General features: G+C 69.8%; 17 protein-coding genes. 10 read left to right on the top strand and 7 right to left on the bottom strand.

From position 1 onward, the window contains the following. The first annotated feature begins 3 nt into the window (after positions 1-3). Positions 4-873, top strand: coding sequence for a LysR family transcriptional regulator (locus AC0685_RS13790; RefSeq protein WP_478225818.1), 870 nt, complete (start codon positions 4-6; stop codon positions 871-873). A 308-nt stretch (positions 874-1,181) separates the two neighbouring features. Here the strand turns inward: AC0685_RS13790 and AC0685_RS13785 are convergent, their stop codons facing one another. Next, positions 1,182-2,474, bottom strand: a complete 1,293-nt coding sequence (locus tag AC0685_RS13785; RefSeq protein WP_478225817.1) for an amidase family protein — start codon at positions 2,472-2,474, stop codon at positions 1,182-1,184. Positions 2,475-2,575: 101 nt separating this feature from the next. On the opposite strand from AC0685_RS13785, the gene AC0685_RS13780 reads away from it, so the two are divergent. The 4 genes from AC0685_RS13780 to AC0685_RS13765 are packed head-to-tail and all read left to right on the top strand — an operon-like array spanning position 2,576 to position 7,324. Further along, on the top strand, positions 2,576-3,559 hold the full coding sequence (locus tag AC0685_RS13780; protein WP_478225816.1) for an ornithine cyclodeaminase: 984 nt from the start codon (positions 2,576-2,578) through the stop codon (positions 3,557-3,559). After that, entirely contained in the window at positions 3,550-4,896 is a 1,347-nt protein-coding gene (locus tag AC0685_RS13775; RefSeq protein ID WP_478225815.1) for a type III PLP-dependent enzyme domain-containing protein, read from the top strand. The genes AC0685_RS13780 and AC0685_RS13775 overlap by 10 nt, the downstream gene beginning before the upstream one ends. Continuing rightward, a complete protein-coding gene (locus tag AC0685_RS13770) occupies positions 4,893-5,945 on the top strand; it encodes a PLP-dependent cysteine synthase family protein (RefSeq protein WP_478225814.1) in 1,053 nt (350 codons plus the stop codon). Before AC0685_RS13775 ends, AC0685_RS13770 begins: the two co-directional genes overlap by 4 nt. Then, positions 5,942-7,324 (top strand): MATE family efflux transporter, encoded by a 1,383-nt coding sequence (locus AC0685_RS13765; RefSeq protein WP_478225813.1) that lies wholly within the window; start codon positions 5,942-5,944, stop codon positions 7,322-7,324. Before AC0685_RS13770 ends, AC0685_RS13765 begins: the two co-directional genes overlap by 4 nt. On the opposite strand, the gene AC0685_RS13760 is transcribed toward AC0685_RS13765, so the two are convergent. Next, on the bottom strand, positions 7,300-8,238 hold the full coding sequence (locus AC0685_RS13760; protein WP_478225812.1) for a hypothetical protein: 939 nt from the start codon (positions 8,236-8,238) through the stop codon (positions 7,300-7,302). The genes AC0685_RS13765 and AC0685_RS13760 overlap by 25 nt on opposite strands. 127 nt (positions 8,239-8,365) lie before the next feature. On the opposite strand from AC0685_RS13760, the gene AC0685_RS13755 reads away from it, so the two are divergent. Then, on the top strand, positions 8,366-8,791 hold the full coding sequence (locus tag AC0685_RS13755; protein ID WP_478225811.1) for a Fur family transcriptional regulator: 426 nt from the start codon (positions 8,366-8,368) through the stop codon (positions 8,789-8,791). Positions 8,792-8,815: 24 nt separating this feature from the next. Beyond that, positions 8,816-11,050, top strand: a complete 2,235-nt coding sequence (gene katG / locus AC0685_RS13750) for a catalase/peroxidase HPI (protein WP_478225810.1) — start codon at positions 8,816-8,818, stop codon at positions 11,048-11,050. 64 nt (positions 11,051-11,114) lie between these two features. Here the strand turns inward: katG and AC0685_RS13745 are convergent, their stop codons facing one another. After that, a complete protein-coding gene (locus AC0685_RS13745) occupies positions 11,115-11,897 on the bottom strand; it encodes an ANTAR domain-containing protein (RefSeq protein WP_478225862.1) in 783 nt (260 codons plus the stop codon). An 84-nt stretch (positions 11,898-11,981) separates the two neighbouring features. Beyond that, positions 11,982-12,359, bottom strand: coding sequence for a VOC family protein (locus tag AC0685_RS13740; RefSeq protein WP_478225809.1), 378 nt, complete (start codon positions 12,357-12,359; stop codon positions 11,982-11,984). An 89-nt stretch (positions 12,360-12,448) separates the two neighbouring features. Here AC0685_RS13740 and AC0685_RS13735 point away from each other — a divergent pair, with 89 nt between their 5' ends. Then, complete coding sequence (locus AC0685_RS13735; RefSeq protein ID WP_478225808.1) at positions 12,449-12,817, top strand: hemerythrin domain-containing protein; 369 nt, start codon at positions 12,449-12,451, stop codon at positions 12,815-12,817. 57 nt (positions 12,818-12,874) lie between these two features. Beyond that, positions 12,875-13,219: an STAS domain-containing protein gene (locus tag AC0685_RS13730; protein WP_478225807.1), complete on the top strand. Its 345-nt coding sequence runs from the start codon at positions 12,875-12,877 to the stop codon at positions 13,217-13,219. Here the strand turns inward: AC0685_RS13730 and AC0685_RS13725 are convergent. Together AC0685_RS13725 and AC0685_RS13720 are read right to left on the bottom strand one after the other, a co-directional pair. Next, a complete protein-coding gene (locus tag AC0685_RS13725; RefSeq protein ID WP_478225806.1) occupies positions 13,216-14,658 on the bottom strand; it encodes an aminotransferase class I/II-fold pyridoxal phosphate-dependent enzyme in 1,443 nt (480 codons plus the stop codon). The genes AC0685_RS13730 and AC0685_RS13725 overlap by 4 nt on opposite strands. 11 nt (positions 14,659-14,669) lie before the next feature. Then, a complete protein-coding gene (locus tag AC0685_RS13720) occupies positions 14,670-15,002 on the bottom strand; it encodes a plasmid stabilization protein (RefSeq protein WP_478225805.1) in 333 nt (110 codons plus the stop codon). 162 nt (positions 15,003-15,164) lie between these two features. Between AC0685_RS13720 and AC0685_RS13715 the strand changes: the two genes are divergently transcribed. Then, positions 15,165-16,007: an RNA polymerase sigma factor SigF gene (locus AC0685_RS13715; RefSeq protein WP_478225804.1), complete on the top strand. Its 843-nt coding sequence runs from the start codon at positions 15,165-15,167 to the stop codon at positions 16,005-16,007. Here the strand turns inward: AC0685_RS13715 and AC0685_RS13710 are convergent. After that, positions 15,997-16,734, bottom strand: coding sequence for a maleate cis-trans isomerase family protein (locus AC0685_RS13710; protein ID WP_478225803.1), 738 nt, complete (start codon positions 16,732-16,734; stop codon positions 15,997-15,999). The genes AC0685_RS13715 and AC0685_RS13710 overlap by 11 nt on opposite strands. Between the last annotated feature and the right edge of the window lie 15 nt (positions 16,735-16,749).

The raw sequence follows: 16,749 nt of genomic DNA, 5'->3' as shown, positions 1-16,749 counted from the left end.
TCCATGCTGAACCTGGTGCAGCTCACGGTGCTGGCGGCGGTCGCCAGGCACGGTTCGATGACCGCGGCGGCGAAGGAACTGCATTACACGCAGCCGGCGGTGAGCCACCATCTCGCGAGGTTGGAGGCCGCGACGGGGGCGAAGCTGGTCCAGCGGATCGGCCGCGGCATCCGGCTCACCCCCGAGGGCGAACTGCTCGCCGCGCGCGCGGCCGAGATCGTCGGCCGGGTCGAAGGCGCCGAGGCCGAGCTGGCCGCGCAGGTGGGCTTGCGCGCCGGGCGGGTCCGGCTGGCGGGGTTCCAGTCGATCCTGAGCACCGTCGTCCCCGATGCGGCCGCCGCGCTGGCCCGCGACCATCCCGGACTCGAATTGGGACTGGTCGACGAACATCCGGGTGAAGCGCTGCGCATGCTGCGGGAAGGGCGGATCGACGTCGCCCTGATCTTCCGGTACGCCGACACTCCGCGCGAGGAGCGGGGACTCCGGCTGGTGCACCTGCTGGAGGATCCGATCTACCTGCTCACCAGCGAACCGGGGCAGACCATCGCCGATCACCGCGACTCGACCTGGATCGGCGGCTGCGCCCGATGCCAGGACGAACTCGTCACGATCTGCGGGCGGGCCGGGTTCGCTCCGCGGATCTCGATGGTGAGCGACGACATCGTCGTCATGCAGGCGCTGGTCGCGGCCCGGATGGGCGTGACCACGCTGCCGCGGCTCGCCCTCCGCGCCCACCGGATGCCGGGCGTCCACGCCACCGAACTGGCCGAGGATCCCCGCCAGATCTACGCCGTCACCTACGGCGACCCACCCGACCCGCCCGCCGCGGTCGCGCTCATCGACGCACTCCGGGCCAGCATCCGGGCCCGGTGAGTCGACTTCGGCCCTGGGTCTCGTGAGTGGTAAGGACGGTTCTAACCGTCCTTACCACTCACGAGGCATGCCCCACCACGCCACCGCCACCCTTGCTCGCCCCTGCACCCCTTCCTGCGGCGCCGCTGTGACTGCTGAGGCTGCTGGTGTTGCTGGGGGGCTGCGGGTGGGCGATCGCGTAGTCCGTGAAGGCCTCCTTCCCTACCTTCAGGGTAGGGAAGGAGGCCTTCACGGACCTGCGACGTCCTTACCACTCACGAGGCAGGGCGGCGAACGCGGTGGTCGGAGCCAGTGTCTCTTGTGGACGGTCACGGGCCATCGAGGATCCGTTCGACGAAAGCTCCGGCCGCCAGCAGGTTCCGGTCATCGCCGACGACGCCGTCGAGGGCCAGCCCGGCGGGCAGGCCGTCGCGGTCGCGCCCCATCGGGACGGTCAGTCCCGGGAAGCCCGCGATGCTGCCGGGCTGGCAGTTGCGGATGAAGGTCGGGAAGGTCGGGACCGCGCGCCCGCGGTGGGCGAACTTCTCGACGGCCGAGAAATCCCGGGCTGTCGCGGGGGTGGTGGGGAAGGCCAGCGCGTCGATCCCGCTGTCGGTGAAGATCTTCGCGTAGGCGTCACGCAAGGCCGAGCGGGTGGCGAGCGCCGCCTCGTAGACGGCCGGCTCGACACCCGGCACGATCGCCTCGGCGAAGATCGCCCGGACGTCGGCCGCGGCGACTTCGGCGACGAGCCGTTCGAAGGAGACCGCGGGCACGTATTCGGCGAGGTAGGACCGGAGTGCGACGCCCGCTTCATGGATCACCAGCGGCATTCCCTGGTCGGCGACGAGTTCGGCGAGGGATGTGTCGTCGATCGGCACGAGGACGACTCCTGCCGAACGCAACCGGGCGAGCGCGGCGTCCCATAGTTCTTCGACGTCCTCGGCGAGGTCACCGGTCAGGAAGCCGTGCGGCACACCCAGCCGGATCGCTGAACTCTCGATCAAGGGTTCCGGCGCTTCTCCCGCGAGCACCGCGTCGAGAAGGGCGAGATCGGCGACCGTGCGGGCGATCGGCCCGGCCGTGTCCCGGGTGGTGCTCAACGGGGTCATACCGCCGGACGGATAGCGGCCCGAGGTCGGCCGGAAACCGCAAACCCCGTTGAGCGCGGCGGGAACACGCACCGAACCCCCGGTGTCGGTGGCCAGTCCCGCCGGAACGATGCCCGCCGCGACGGCGACCGCGGTCCCGCCGCTGCTTCCCCCGGCGAACCGGGACGGGTCGCGGGCGTTGCGCACCGGGCCCAGCGGGGTCGTGTCGCAGGTGATGCCGAACGCGAGTTCGTGCATGGCCGCCTTGCCGATGACGACGGCGCCCGCGTCGACCAGGCGCCGGACCACCTCCGCGTGCTCGCGCGGAACGTGGTCCGCCAGCGCCGGGGTGCCCGCGGTGTTCGGCATCCCCGCGACGTGGATGTTGTCCTTGACCACCAACGGGATACCGGTGAGCGGGCCACTCGTCTCCGGTGTGCCGTCGTCCGTCGCGAGATGGCTGATCGCGTTGAGGTGCCGGACTTCTTCCGCGCGCGAGCGGCTTTTCGAAGCGCTCCAAGGTCCACTCACGGTCGCCAGCCTAGCGTGACAAGAACCACAGTCACTGAAAAAGACAATCGTTTTCATTAAGCTGCGGCGCGCCACCTTCCCACGAGAAAGGTCGATCGTTCATGAGCTCTGGTCCCTCGCTGCACATTCTCACGCGCTCGGATCTGCGCAACCTCGAACTCACCCCGGACGAGGCGATCACCATGGTCGAAGACGGCTACCTGGCGTACGCGTCCGGAGCCTCGCGGAACCCGGCGAAGCTGATGGTGCCGATGCCGGATCCCGCGCGGGACGCCGTCGCGTACTCGATGCTCGGCTACGACGGCTCCCTCGAGCAGGCCGCGTTCAAGACGAGCTACCGCCAAGGAAGCACGTCGGCCGAGAAGTACTACACGACGATCACCCTCTACGACGACACCACCGGTCTGCCGTTCGCGCTCATGGACTGCCACCGCGTCGGTGCCACCCGCACGCCCGCCAGCACCGCGCTGATCGCGCGTTCCTGCGCCCGGCCCGGCGCGCGATCCGCGCTCATGGTCGGCACCGGCGCACAGGGGATCCGGACGCTGCCGTACCTGCTCACCGCGCTGCCGGAACTGGAGCGGCTCCGGTTGTTCGGCACGCATCCCGACGGCCTGCGCGACAGCGTCGCCGCGGTGAAGGAGCGGTTCCCGGACCGCGAGGTCGAACTCGTCGACGACGTGGAGGCCGCGGCGCGTGAGTCCGACATCGTGGTCGCGGCCTCGGGCCGCGCGGCCCACCCGAAGATCCGGCTCGGCTGGCTGCCGCCGGGCGGGCTGCTGATCTCGGTCGCCAGCAAGGGAGTCCAGGAGGGCACGCTCGCCGAGGCCGACTACACCGTGGCCACCAGCGGCGCGCAGGTCGAGGTGACCGGGCAGCGGATGGCGGGCCCGGACGGCGTGTTCCGGATCGACGCCGAACTGCCGGAGATCCTCGCCGGTCGCGCGCCCGGCCGTCGCGGCGACGACGACCGGGTGTTCGCCTTCAGCAGCGGCATGATCATCACCGACATCCCGGTGGCGCACGCGCTGGCCGCCCGTGCCATCGCGGCGGGCCGCGGCCGCGAGGTGGCCCTGTGGACCTGATCGACACCCTTTCCCCGCCCCTGCCCGCGCTCGAACGCCCGTGGGCGCCGCGTTTGCGTGACTCGGACACCCTGTGGGAGATGGCCCGCGCTGTCGGCGGCGGGCCGTTCCACGTGGTCCATCCGGCCACTTTCGCCGAGAACCTCGGGGGAATGGTCGCGGCGCTCGCGGCCGAGCGCGTCGAAGGCACCGTCTACTACGGGAAGAAGGCCAACAAGGCGGCGGCGTGGCTGCGGGAATGCACCCGGCCCGGCACGGGCGTCGACGTCGCGAGCGTGCCCGAACTGGTGCACGCCCTCGGCAACGGCCTGCGCGGGGAGGCGATCGGGGTCACCGGCGCCGCCAAACCGGACGGCCTGCTCTGGCTCGCCCTGCGGCATCGCTGCCTCATCGCGGTGGACGCGGCCGACGAACTGGAACGCGTCGCGCGCATGGCCATCGAACTCGGGGAGACGGCCCAGGTGCTGCTGCGGGTGAGGCCGCCGTCCGCGCCGGAGAGCAGGTTCGGCTTCGCGCCCGACGCCTTGAAAGCGGCTGTGCGGCAGTGCGCCGAATCGGTCGTCCTGCGCGGTTTCTCGTTCCATCTCGACGGCTACGCGCCCGAGCCGCGGGCGGAACTGGCCGCGTACCTGATCGATCTGTGCCACGACGCCCGCGCGCTCGGCCGGCCCGCGTCGAAGATCAGTATCGGCGGCGGGATCGCCGTGTCCTATGTGGACGCCGGTGACTGGGCGCGGTTCGAGTCCGGCAGGCACGACGGCTGGTTCCACGCCGGCCGCAACCCGGCCCGGACCTACCCGTACCACCAGGCGCCTGCCGGGGCGGCCATGGTGACCGCGATCCTGCGGCACGAGATCGCCGGGAAACCGCTCGCGGAGCGCCTGCGCGCGGCCGGGATCGAGCTGCTGCTCGAACCGGGCCGGGCCCTCGTCGACGGCGCCGGGTTCTCGGTGTTCCCGGTGCTGGGCTGCAAACCCGCCGAAGACCACCTGATCACCACGGTCGCGGGTCTGTCCATGAGCCTGTCCGAACAGTGGAAGGGCAGCGAATTCCTGCCCGACCCGCTCCTCGTGAGCCGGGGAGCAGTCGACGGCACGCCGGTACGCACCGTCGTCGCCGGTTCGAGCTGCATGGAGTACGACGTGCTGACCTGGCGCGCGGTCGAGCTGCCCGCGCGGCCGAGGACCGGCGATCTGCTCGTGTACCCCAACACGGCCGGCTACCAGATGGACAAGAACGAGAGCGGCTTCCATCAGCTTCCCCTGCCCCCGAAGGTGGTGGTCGACGGCGACCGCTGGCATGTCGACACCGACTACCCGATCCAGGAGATCCGATGACGATCGTCCGGCGCGCGTCCGAGCTGATCGGGAACACGCCGCTGCTGGAGCTCGCGCGCACCGGCACCGGGACGCGTCTCCTGCTCAAACTCGACCACCTCAACCCGACCGGCTCGTGCAAGGTGCGCATGGCCAGGCAGATGATCGACGAGGCGGAACTCGAAGGACGGCTGCGGCCGGGCGGGCATATCGTCGAACCCACCTCCGGCAACACCGGCAACGGGCTCGCGCTGGTGGCGCTGGAACGCGGCTACCGGTTCACCGCGGTGGTCGACCACCACGCCGCCCGGGAGAAGCTCCGGATGCTGCGCGCGCTCGGCGCGGAACTGGTGTTCGTCGACGGCCCGCCGGACGGCGGGGTCAGTTCGGTCCAGCGGCGGCGGGTCGCGGCCCGGATCGCCGCGGAAACCGGCGCCTACCATCCGGATCAGCACAACCATCCCGGAAACGGCAACGGGTACGCCGGTCTGGCGCGGGAACTGCTCGGGCAGCTCGGCGACGTCGACGTGCTCGTCGCGGCGATCGGTACCGGCGGCTCCCTGTGCGGGACGGCGCGCTTCCTGCGCGCGGCGGGGGCGGGCACCCGCGCGGTCGCGGTCGAACCCGTCGGCTCGATCATCTTCGGTGGCGCGCCGGGGATCTACCACCAGACCGGGGCGGGCAGTCCGGCCGGTTTCCCGGTCGGGGACAACGTCGACCGGTCGGTGATCGACGAAGCCCATCGAGTGTCCGACAGCGACGCCTTCGCCGGGGCTCGCGTCGTCGCCCGGCGCACGGGCGTCCTGGTCGGCGGGACCACCGGCGGCGCGATCCACGTCGCGCTCCGGCGGCTCTACGCGTATCCGGCCGGGAGCGTCGTCGTGGTGCTGTGCAACGACGCGGGGGAGAAGTACCTCGACTCGGTCTACGACGACGAATGGCTGCGTGCCAGGGGAGTGCTCGACGAACTGGCCCATCGCCGGATGGAGCGCTGGTTCGCCACCTACGCCGCGTCCGTGCGAGCGGCCACCCGCGACCGGACGGCTCGTCCGGTGGCGGTGGGCGTATGAGCACGGCGGTGGCGGCCCGCGGATACCGCGCGCTCGTCGCGCTGGCCGCGCCCATCGCGGGAATCCAGCTGGCGCAGGTGGCGCTCACCAGTGTCGACCTGGCCATGCTCGGGCTGCTCGGCGTGACCGCGGTGGCGGCGGGCGGGCTGGCGATCCTGCTCTACAACCAGATCCGCACCATGTGCGTCGGCATGGTCACCGGCGTCGGGAATCTCGTGGCCACGGCGGCCGGGGCGGGGGAACTCCGCACCGGCACCGGTGAACTCGACGAGCGGGCGCGGGACGAGATCCGGTCGCTCCTGCGGTCCGCGCTGCTCGTCGCAACCCTGACCGCGGCGGTGGGCGCGTCCGTCCTTTGTGGACTGGCGGCCGCCTTGCCGTTGCTCGGGCAGAAACCGGAGATCGTGTCGCTCGCCAGGGCGATGATGTTCGCGCTGGCGGGCGGGCTGTTCCCCATGGTGTGGCTGAACGTGATGCGCCAGTTCGCCGTCGGGCTGCGGCGCCCGGGTTCCCTCCTCGCCGTGACCTTGGTGTCGATCGCGGTCAACGCCTTCCTCAACGCGGCGTTCGTCTACGGCTGGGCGGGCCTGCCCGAGCTGGGCGTCGCCGGGATCGGCCTGGCGACGACGCTGGTCCAGTTCTTCACGCTCGCCGTGTTCGCCTCGGCCGTCAGGCGGGATCCCCTGCTGCGTCCCATGGTTTCGCTCGCGCTCTGGCGCGCGGATCCGGTGGTGGCCCGGCGCATCGTCCGGCACGGGACCCCGATCTGTTTCACCTACGGGTCGGAAGCCGCGATCACCTCGATCGCGACCATGCTGATGGGCGCCTTCGGCCCGGCGATGCTCGCCGCGTCGAACGTCGCGAACCAGCTCGCGTACATCGTCTACCAGGCCAACATCGGCCTGTCGCAGGGATCGTCCATTTTGGTCAGTCGCGCGGTCGCCCACGGCGATCGCGGGCGGGCGCCGGTGATCGCCCGCCAGGCGCTCACCCTTTCCTGGTCACTCATGGCGGTGGTGAGCCTGGCGTACCTGGTGGTGCCGGAGGTGCTGTTGTGGCCGTTCCTGCACGACGAGGCCGATACGGTGGTGGTCGGCACGGCGTCGGCCCTGCTGGTGTTCGCCATCGCGCAGCAGTACAGCAAGGGAACGCAGAACATCCTCGTCGGGTTGCTGCGTGGGCTCGGTGACACCGTTTCCGGCCTCCGCTGCACTCTCGTGGGGTACTGGGCGGTGGGTGTGCCGGCGATGTTCTTGTGCGCCTACGTGTTCGCTTGGGGCGGCTGGGGTGTCTGGGCCGGTCTGTGTCTCGGCTTCGCGGCGACCGCGGTCCTGCTCGGACGGCGGTTCGCCGGTCAAGGACTCGGTTCGGCGCGATAGCCGTCGATCCGGGCGCGCAGGTCGCGGGACGCTGGATCGGTGTGTCGGCGCAGGAGGGCCGCCAGCGGCGCGAGCCGATCCTTGGTGCGGGTGGAACCGAGGCCGCGCGCGAGGTCCAGCGCCTCGGTGCCGGTGCGGACGGCTTCGTCGAAATCGCCCTGGAGCGCGTGGTTCTGCGCGAGCATGATCAAGGTGAGCGCGAGGCTGCGGGACATTTCCTCGCCGTAGCCGCCGACGGCGTCGCGTAGCCGCGCGATCGCCTCTTCGCTGTGCCGGGAGGTGGCCGTCCTGGCCAATTCGGTCAGGACGGTCCCGCGCATCGCGGCCATGTCCGTGGTGCCGAAGAAGGCTTCCCAGGGGCGTGCCGCCGCCCAGGTGTCCGCGCTCTCGAACTGACACTCCGCCCGTGTCAAGCTCGCGAGGGCGGCGCGCTCGTCGCCTGCCTTGGCCAGAGCCCACGCCTCGTTGATCGTCAGGATCGCCTGTGCTCGCAGGGAACCGGAGCGATGGGCGGCGGCATGGCCCTGGCGGAGATGGTCCAACCCGCCCTCGACGTCGTCATGGCGCAGCGCCAGCCCGCCGAGGCGGTAACAGATGTTGGCCATGAGATTGTCGTTGCCCGCCGCGGCGGCGAGACCGAGCGCGCGGTCGAATCGGAGCCGCGCCGGAATCCGGCGGCCGATGTCGAATTCCGTCCAGCCGAGCAGATTGTGCAGATCGGCGAGCACCGTCAGCAGCCGCGACCGGAGCGTGCCGGGGACCGTCCCCCAATTGAGCGGCAGGCTGACCGATTTCACGACGTGCACCGCGTCGTGGGAAAAGGCGCCGCCCTGCCGGTAGTCCAGCGCGCGCAGGACGTCGACGGCGTTTTCGAGACTTTCGACGTCGGTGGTGCCTCTTCCGGTCGTTGTCATGGACTCACCTCACGCAAGTCATGGCCCGGTTCACCGGCTACCCGGAGTCGCCCGGCCCGAAACCGGCCCTCACTCCTCGGGGGTCTTGATTTGACCGGTTCCAGAGACGCTCTTATCGTCCATGGTGATGTCCGACTTCGAGGCACAGCTGCGAGCGGTTTCGCTGCGCGTGACTCGGCCCCGGCTGGCCGTGCTCGCGGCGCTGCGCGATCATCCGCACGTCGACACCGAAACGGTGATAGCGCTGGTGCGGGCCGACCTTCCCACGGTCTCCCACCAGGCGGTCTACGACGTGTTGCGGGCGCTCACCGAAACCGGTCTGATCCGGCGTATCCAGCCCGCCGGCGCGCTCGCCCGTTACGAGACCCGGGTGGGGGACAACCATCACCATGTCGTCTGCCGTTCCTGCGGTGCGATCGCGGACGTCGACTGCGCCGTCGGCCATGCCCCCTGTCTCACCGCCTCGGACGATCACGGGTTCGTGATCGACGAGGCGGAGGTCGTCTACTGGGGCCTGTGCCCCGGCTGCGCGGCCGACCCCGTCCAGCGATGAATTCGCCTGCCCGGAAGGAAAGAAATGAGTGACACCCCGGAGAAGGGCTGCCCCGTGGCCCACGACTCCGTAACCGCGCACGGTAGCGAGAGCGAGAACCCGGCGATCGACTCGCCGACACCGAAAACGGGTGGCCGCCCGCGTACCAACAAGGACTGGTGGCCCAACCAGCTCGATCTGTCGGTGCTGCACGCCCACTCGCCCAAGGCCAACCCGCTCGGCGAGGACTTCAGCTACGCCGAGGAATTCGCCAAACTCGACGTCGAGGCCCTCAAACGGGACATCGTCGAGGTGCTCACCACCTCGCAGGACTGGTGGCCCGCCGACTTCGGCCACTACGGCGGCCTGATGATCCGGATGAGCTGGCACGCCGCGGGCACCTACCGCATCCACGACGGCCGCGGCGGCGCCGGTGACGGCGCGCAGCGGTTCGCCCCGCTCAACAGCTGGCCAGACAACGCCAACCTCGACAAGGCGCGGCGGCTGCTGTGGCCGGTCAAGGAGAAGTACGGCCAGCAGATCTCGTGGGCCGACCTGCTCGTGCTCGCGGGGAACGTCGCACTGGAATCGATGGGGTTCAAGACGTTCGGCTTCGGCTTCGGCCGGGTGGACACCTGGGAGCCCGAGGAGATCTTCTGGGGCCCGGAGGACACCTGGCTGGGTGACGAGCGCTACGCCAATGACACCGAGATGGTGCCCGACGTCGGCGCGACCGAGATGGGCCTCATCTACGTCAACCCGGAGGGGCCGCGCGGCAACGCCGACCCGGCCGCGGCGGCGCATTTCATCCGGGAGACCTTCGCCAGGATGGCGATGAACGACGAGGAGACCGTCGCGCTCATCGCCGGCGGGCACACCTTCGGCAAGACCCACGGCGCGGGCATCGCCGACGACCACGTCGGCCCGGAGCCCGAAGCCGCCCCGATCGAGACGCAGGGCCTCGGCTGGCTGAGCACCCACGGCAGCGGCAAGGGCGCCGACACGATCACCAGTGGTCTCGAAGTGACGTGGACCGACAAGCCGACGCAGTGGAGCAACCGGTTCTTCGAGATCCTCTTCGGCTACGAGTGGGAGCTCACCACGAGCCCCGGCGGCGCGAAGCAGTACGTCGCCAAGGATGCCGAGGCGATCATCCCGGACGCGCACGACCCGGCCAAGAAGCACAAGCCGACCATGCTCACGACGGATCTGGCGCTGCGCGTCGACCCGGCGTACGAGAAGATCTCGCGCCGCTTCCTGGAAAACCCGGACGAGTTCGCCCTCGCTTTCGCCAAGGCCTGGTACAAGCTGCTGCACCGCGACATGGGCCCGGTCAGCCGCTTCCTGGGGCCGTGGGTCCCCGAGCCGCAGCTGTGGCAGGACCCGGTGCCGGACGTCGACCACGAGCTCGTGGGGGACGCCGACATCGCCGCCCTCAAGACGAAGGTGCTCGAGTCGGGACTCACGGTCGGCCAGCTCGTCGGCACCGCGTGGGCGTCCGCGGCGAGCTTCCGCTCCACCGACAAACGCGGTGGTGCCAACGGCGCGCGGATCCGCCTGGAACCCCAGCGTGACTGGGAAGTCAACCAGCCGGAGCAACTCAGGACCGTCCTGGAGACGCTGGAAGGCATCCAGCGCGAGTTCAACGACGCCGGTGGCGCCAAGATCTCGCTGGCCGACCTGATCGTGCTGGCGGGCTCCGCCGCCGTCGAGAAGGCCGCGCGTGACGCCGGCACCGAGGTGAGCGTCGCTTTCCACCCCGGCCGCACCGACGCCACGCAGGAGGACACCGACGCCGAGTCGTTCGCGCTGCTCGAACCGCGCGCCGACGGGTTCCGCAACTACCTGCGTCCCGAGGAGAAGCTGCAGCCGGAGGTCCTGCTCGTCGAGCGCGCGTACATGCTCGACCTGACCGCGCCGGAGATGACCGTCCTCGTCGGAGGCCTGCGTTCGCTCGGGATCACCGCCGGTGACACCCGCCACGGTGTCTTCACCGACCGGCCGGGCGTGCTCACCAACGACTTCTTCACCAACCTCCTCTCGCCGGGTACGAAGTGGAAGGTGTCGGAGTCCGAGGAGAACGTGTACGAGATCCGCGACGTCACCACGGACGCGGTGAAGTGGACGGCCACCGCGGTCGACCTCGTCTTCGGTTCGAACTCCCAGCTGAGGGCGCTCTCCGAGGTCTACGCGGGGCAGGCCGCGCGGGAGCGGTTCGCCGCGGACTTCGCCAAGGCCTGGACCAAGGTCATGGAACTGGACCGGTTCGACCTCGCCTGAGGCCGTTGCGCGTGAAGGCCCCCTTCCCTCGGCTCAGCCAAGGGGAAGGGGGCCTTCACGCGCTTCACGGGATGTCGAGCTCCGTGTGCCGGGTCGCCAGGGTGCGGGCGAGTTCGGCGAGTTTGACGTTGAGGTCCTGGGAGGTGCGGCGCAGCAGGTCGAAGGCCTCGTCGGCGGTCAGGCCGCGTCGTTGCATGAGGATCCCCTTCGCCTGCCCGATGACGTCGCGCGATTCGACCGCCCGCCGGAGATGGCTCGCTTCCAGCTCCGCCCGGCTCACCGCGTTGGTGGTCGCCAGCGCGAGCGAGCCGTGGGTCGCCAGCAGCAACGCGGTGTCCTGTGCCCGCGAATCGAGCGCCCCGGGGCGGCGGCTGTAGATGTTCAGCGCACCGGGCAGCCTCGGTGGAGCCGCGTCGGGCACCAGCACGGTGGACAGGATCGCGGTGAAACCGTGCCGCACGGCGGCCCGGGAGAAGTCCGGCCACCTCTTCTCCGCCTTCAGTTCCTCAGTGCGGATGTACCCGGGACTTTCGCTGTCGGCGGCGTCGACGCACGGCCCCGTGCCCGCCCGGTACTGCACCTGGTCGAGCTCCAGCGCCACTTCGCCGGTCGAGAAGGGGGTGTGGAAGCCCCCGTCCGGGGCCCGCAGGGTGACCGACACCAGGTCCGCGCCCGGGACGACCCGGTACGCGGCGGCGACGATCTGCCGCAGGACCTGGGCGGGTGTCGAGGCGGCCAGCAGCAGGCGCGTGAGTTCGACGAACTGCTCGGCCAGCGGGCCCGCCGACATGGTCTCGCCTGAGCCGAATCCGGCCTTGTCGCGCTGCCACAGTCGTTCGTCCGCCATCGCTGACCATCCAGTCATGTTCGGTGTTCTCCACCGGGTACCCCGCGGCGTCATCCGCCAATCGAGTCCGATGTGGACAGTGCCTCAGGGATCGACCCGTGCGCGGAGAAGACAGAACACGTTTCCCTCGGGGTCGGCGAGCACATGCCACGACTCTTCCCCCGTCTGGCCGACGTCGGCGGGCCGCGCCCCGGCGGCGAGCAACCGCTCCAGTTCCGCGTCCTGATCGCGGTCGGTGGGGTTCACGTCGAGGTGCAGCGGGAGCTTGCCCGGCTTCGGATCTTCGCTGCGGCTCAGGATCAACGTGGGCTGAGGTCCGCCGAAGCCGACGCCGGGCGGCCCGATCTCGACGTCGTCGCCGTCCTTGCCGATTTCGACGTAGCCGAGCACTTCGCACCAGAAGGCCGCCATCCGGGCCGGGTCGGCGCAGTCGAGGATGAGCTCGGTGATACGGCAGGCCATACGGCGAGGATAGCCCCGATTCGGCGCATGAATCCGCGGGGAGTGGGTATCCGGGGGCGTCGGGTTGATCGCGCACCGAGGAGGCGGCCGTGGCCGGAGACGTCGCGCACGGTCAAAAGGAGCACGCCGAGGCCGAGCAACTGCTCGTGAAGCTGAACGGCACCGAACCCGAATCGGCGGAGTTCGACAAGGTGCTCTCCGACCTCGTCGAGGCGGTCACGCATCACGTGGAGGAAGAGGAATCCACCGTACTGCCGAAAATGCGGCGTGAACTGGGCGAAGCACGGCGCCGCGAACTGGGGAAGGCCTTCGTGGACAGCCGGGCGTCGCATCTCGGCGACCGTCCCGGTGAGGCCACCAAACGAGAACTGCTGACCCAGGCGCGCAACGCGGGTGTGACGGGTGCCTCGAAGATGGACAAGGACGAGATCGCGCGCGAGGTGGCCAAGTCGTCCTGAGCGGACTGACCTGTCGCGACGGTTGCGGTCCTGGCCACACCCTTCTACCTTCGATGGATGGCGATCGATACCGAAGCCGGGCAGGCCGCTCCTCTCGTCGTGGTCGAGATGGCCCGTTCGGAAGAAGCGATCACCGTCGAAGTGGCGGGTGACATCGATATTTCGACCAGTCCTCGGCTCCGGGCCGGGCTCTTCGAACTGCTGGCCGACGGCCCCGGCGCCGCGGTGATCGACATGACCGGAGTCGGCTTCTGCGATTCCTCGGGTCTTTCCGTGCTGGTGCAGCTGAATCGTCACTGCGCGGAGGCCGGGATCGACCTGAGTTTCGCGCCGTCCAAGGTACTGCGGCGGGCCATCGAACTCACCGGACTGATGCCCACGCTGAAAGTGGTCGGCGGCTAAGCGACGACGCGGACCGTGCCCAGCTCGGGATCCGCGGCGTCGTAGACGAACATGCCGGCGCGGACGCCGGTGTGGAGATAATCGATGATCGCGTCGGTGAACACTTCACCGGGAGCGATCGCCGGGACACCCGGCGGGTAGGGGCTGACCATCTCCGCGCTGACGCGCCCCTCGGCCTTGTCGAGCGGCACGTGCTCGGCGTCGGCGAAGAACGCGTCGCGGGGCGACATCCGCATTTCCAGGGTCAGTTCGGCGGCCGAAGGCAGGTCGACCGCCGGCCGCCGCTCGAAATCGTGTCCTGCCAGCCCGCGCAGGCCGCTCATCAGGGCGGACACGGTTTCCTCGTCGTCGGCGTGGGTGATCTGCACCGCGATCCGCCGGTGGTCGGACAGCCCGGTGTGCAGATGGCGTTCGGCGAGATGGTCGGCCGCCTGGTAGCCGGTGATGCCGAGGCCGGCGACGTCGACCACGATCTTGAGGGGGTCGTGTTCGAACGCGAGCGGGCGGAATTCCGCGGCCGGCGCGTGCAGGCCCGGGATGTCTTCGATCTCCGCTCGTAGGCGGGAGGCCAGCGACAGCGCGTTGCCCAGCAGTTCTTCGCCGTGCTCGACCATCTGCCTGCGCCAGCCGTCGAGGGAGGCGTACAACAGGGCGGAAGTGCTCGTGGTGCCGAGAAGATCCTCCCTGGCCTTGAGCACGTCGGGGGAGACCCGGTCGCCTCGCAGGTGGAACACCGACGCCTGTTCGAGCCCGCCGCCCATCTTGTGCGTGCTCGTGACGCAGAGGTCGGCTTCGCCGTCCATCGCCCAGGTCGGCAGGTCGTCGTGGAACGGGTAGTGGGCACCCCACGCCTCATCGACGATCAGCGGCTTGTCCGCGGCATGGCAGACGCGGGCGACACCGCGGATGTCGGCGCAGGTGCCGTAGTCGGTCGGGGTGATCAGCAGCATGCCTTTGACGCCGGGCGCGTCCGCCAGCGCGGCCTCGACCTCTTCCGGGCCGGGAGGATGCGCGAGATGGTGCTCCTCGTCGTACCGGGGGCGGACCCAGACCGGGTGCACACCGCTGATCACCAGGCCGGCGACGACCGATTTGTGGGCGTTGCGGGACACCAGGAGACGTTCACCCGGCCCGGCGACGGCGAGCATGGCGCTCTTGACCGAGAGTGAACTTCCGCAGGTGGAGAAGAAGGTGTGCTCCGCGTCCACCGCGTCGGCCATCAGGTCCTGTGCCTGGCTGAGGATCCCACGCGACATCCTGCGGTCGTCCAAACCGTTGAGGGTGAGCAGGTCCGACGCGAACGCGTCCCGGCCGAGCAGCTCCAGTACGCGCGGATCCGCGCCGCGGCCTTGTTTGTGACCCGGTGGGGTGAAGGCGAGCCCGCCCGCGCGGCGGTAGGCCTCGATGGCTTCCAGCACCGGTGCGCGCGAGTGGTCCATCCTGCCTCCGATCAGCGGCCGAGGGCGTTCTGCAGTTCCTTCTTGGTCATGGTGGACCGGCCTTTGATGTTGCGCTTCTTCGCTTCGTTGTAGAGCTGGTCCTTGGTCGGCCCGCCGGGACCCTTCCGGTTACCGGACCGTTGGCCGCCGCGTTTCTGCGGCGACTTGTCCCTGGTCGAACTCTTGCTCGCGGTCTTGGATTCACCGGATTGGGCGCGGTTCTTGTTCACCGTGCGTGCGGCGATCTCCTCGGCGCGGCCGCTACTCGCGCCGCGTTTCTTCTGAGAGGACTTGATGTGCTCGTACTGACGTTCGCGTTTGTCGCTCCAGCTCTGTTCAGGCACGGCTCCTCCTTCGTCTTGACCTGCGGATACCCGTTCGGCCCAGCGGTCAATCGAAAGATCGCCCGTCCAGGGCAGATGTTTACCGTCCCCGCCCGTCGGGTATCAAAACGGTGACGAGGGGAGCGGATTCATGTCGGTCCACAAAGGACGAAGGTGACTTTGGTGAACGCTACGTCGCTCATGGAAGACATCGATCACGTCGTCCTGCGGGAAGAGGCGGTCCCGGCTCCTCGTGACCGCCGTTCACGGCGCAGGGACGATTACTCCCATTGCCGTCCCTGGTTCGACGAGATGGCCGCATTACCCGCCGGTCACCCGGAACGGGAGCGTCTGCGGGAACGCCTGATCCTCGAACTGCTGCCGGTCGCCGAGCACATCGCCGTCCGGTTCAGCGGACGAGGGCAGCCGCGGGAAGACCTGATCCAGGTGGCGCGGATCGGCCTGATGAAGGCCGTGGACCGGTTCGATCCGGGGCAGGGCGGGGATTTCCTGGCGTACGCGGTGCCGACGGTGATGGGCGAGGTGCGGCGTTTCTTCCGTGACACCGGCTGGGCGGTCCACGTCCCGCGCGGAATGCAGGAACTGCGCACCCGGCTTTCGCGGGCGACCACGGAACTCACCCAGACCCTCGGCCGCGCGCCGACTCCCACCGAACTCGCCGAGCATCTCGACGTGGACGCCGACACCGTCCGCGAAGGGCTGCTCGCCGCGAACAGCTACCAGACGTCGTCCCTGGACCGGCCGGTCAACGACGGCGAGGGTTCGCTTCCGCTGTCCGACGTGGTGGGAGAACTGGATTCCCGCTTCGAGCACATCGAGGACCGGCACACCGTGGTCCCGCTGCTCCAACGGCTGCCGGAGCGGGAGCGGGCGATCGTGACGATGCGGTTCTTCGACGGGATGACCCAATCCCAGATCGCCGAACGCGTCGGGATCTCCCAGATGCACGTTTCCCGCCTGCTCACGAAGGTCCTGCAGGATCTGCGCGGCAGGCTCAACGGCTGAACAACTCGCCGAGGCCCTGCCGGATCGGCGGGGTGCCCAGCGCCCGCAGGGAATCCCAGAGGGTCACCGCGGTGGCCGTCAGCACGGGTTTGCCGAGGCCGGTTTCGAGGTCTTCGAGCAACGGCGTCGTGTGCAGGGCTGTTTCGGGGATCAGCAGCGCTTCGGCCTCGTCGTGGTCGGCCGCCGCGGCGAGTTCGGTGATGCGGCGGCCGTCCCAGGCCGCGAGCGCCCGGTCCGAAGGCGCGTCGGCGGAGACCGAATGAACGGTGGAGACACCCGCCTCCGCGAGGAAACCGGCGAAAGTCGCGGTCGTGTCGCGGTGATAGACCGAGGCGAGCGCCACGCGCCTCGTGCCCAAGTGGGCGAGCGCGGTGAGGTACGCCAGCGAAGTGCTGCGCGCCGGGACACCGAGCCGTTCGCCGAGCACACGCGACTGTTCGAGCGCGCCGTCGAGGCCGCGCGTGAAGCTGCAACTGGAGCAGGCCCAGCTGACGACGTCCGGCGCCGTGCCGAACCGCGCGGCGGACACGAGCCTGCCCGGCGCGCCGAGTTCGCGCACGGCTTCGTGTTTTCCGGCCGCGTCGAGGTCATCGACCCGGCCGACGTTGTCGCCCCACGGGACATAGGCGAAGTCCACGGTGAGGCCGGGACTCAGTTTTCCCGCTAGGGCGAGGAAATCGTCCTCACCGCAGTCCCGCGTCGGGTACAGCAGGCCGATACTGGTCACGGCTCACTCCTTCCG

The organism is Amycolatopsis sp. NPDC043889 (assembly GCF_056435645.1).
This window is presented reverse-complemented; position numbering and strand designations above follow the sequence as displayed.

What these genes read in the sequence shown, in the direction of transcription:
- AC0685_RS13790 (WP_478225818.1), top strand. Translation starts at nt 4, where the DNA reads ATGCTGAACCTGGTGCAGCTCACGGTGCTGGCGGCGGTCGCCAGGCAC.
- AC0685_RS13780 (WP_478225816.1), top strand. Translation starts at nt 2,576, where the DNA reads ATGAGCTCTGGTCCCTCGCTGCACATTCTCACGCGCTCGGATCTGCGC.
- AC0685_RS13770 (WP_478225814.1), top strand. Translation starts at nt 4,893, where the DNA reads ATGACGATCGTCCGGCGCGCGTCCGAGCTGATCGGGAACACGCCGCTG.
- AC0685_RS13765 (WP_478225813.1), top strand. Translation starts at nt 5,942, where the DNA reads ATGAGCACGGCGGTGGCGGCCCGCGGATACCGCGCGCTCGTCGCGCTG.
- AC0685_RS13760 (WP_478225812.1), bottom strand. Translation starts at nt 8,238, where the DNA reads ATGACAACGACCGGAAGAGGCACCACCGACGTCGAAAGTCTCGAAAAC.
- AC0685_RS13755 (WP_478225811.1), top strand. Translation starts at nt 8,366, where the DNA reads ATGTCCGACTTCGAGGCACAGCTGCGAGCGGTTTCGCTGCGCGTGACT.
- katG (WP_478225810.1), top strand. Translation starts at nt 8,816, where the DNA reads ATGAGTGACACCCCGGAGAAGGGCTGCCCCGTGGCCCACGACTCCGTA.
- AC0685_RS13745 (WP_478225862.1), bottom strand. Translation starts at nt 11,897, where the DNA reads ATGGCGGACGAACGACTGTGGCAGCGCGACAAGGCCGGATTCGGCTCA.
- AC0685_RS13740 (WP_478225809.1), bottom strand. Translation starts at nt 12,359, where the DNA reads ATGGCCTGCCGTATCACCGAGCTCATCCTCGACTGCGCCGACCCGGCC.
- AC0685_RS13730 (WP_478225807.1), top strand. Translation starts at nt 12,875, where the DNA reads ATGGCGATCGATACCGAAGCCGGGCAGGCCGCTCCTCTCGTCGTGGTC.
- AC0685_RS13725 (WP_478225806.1), bottom strand. Translation starts at nt 14,658, where the DNA reads ATGGACCACTCGCGCGCACCGGTGCTGGAAGCCATCGAGGCCTACCGC.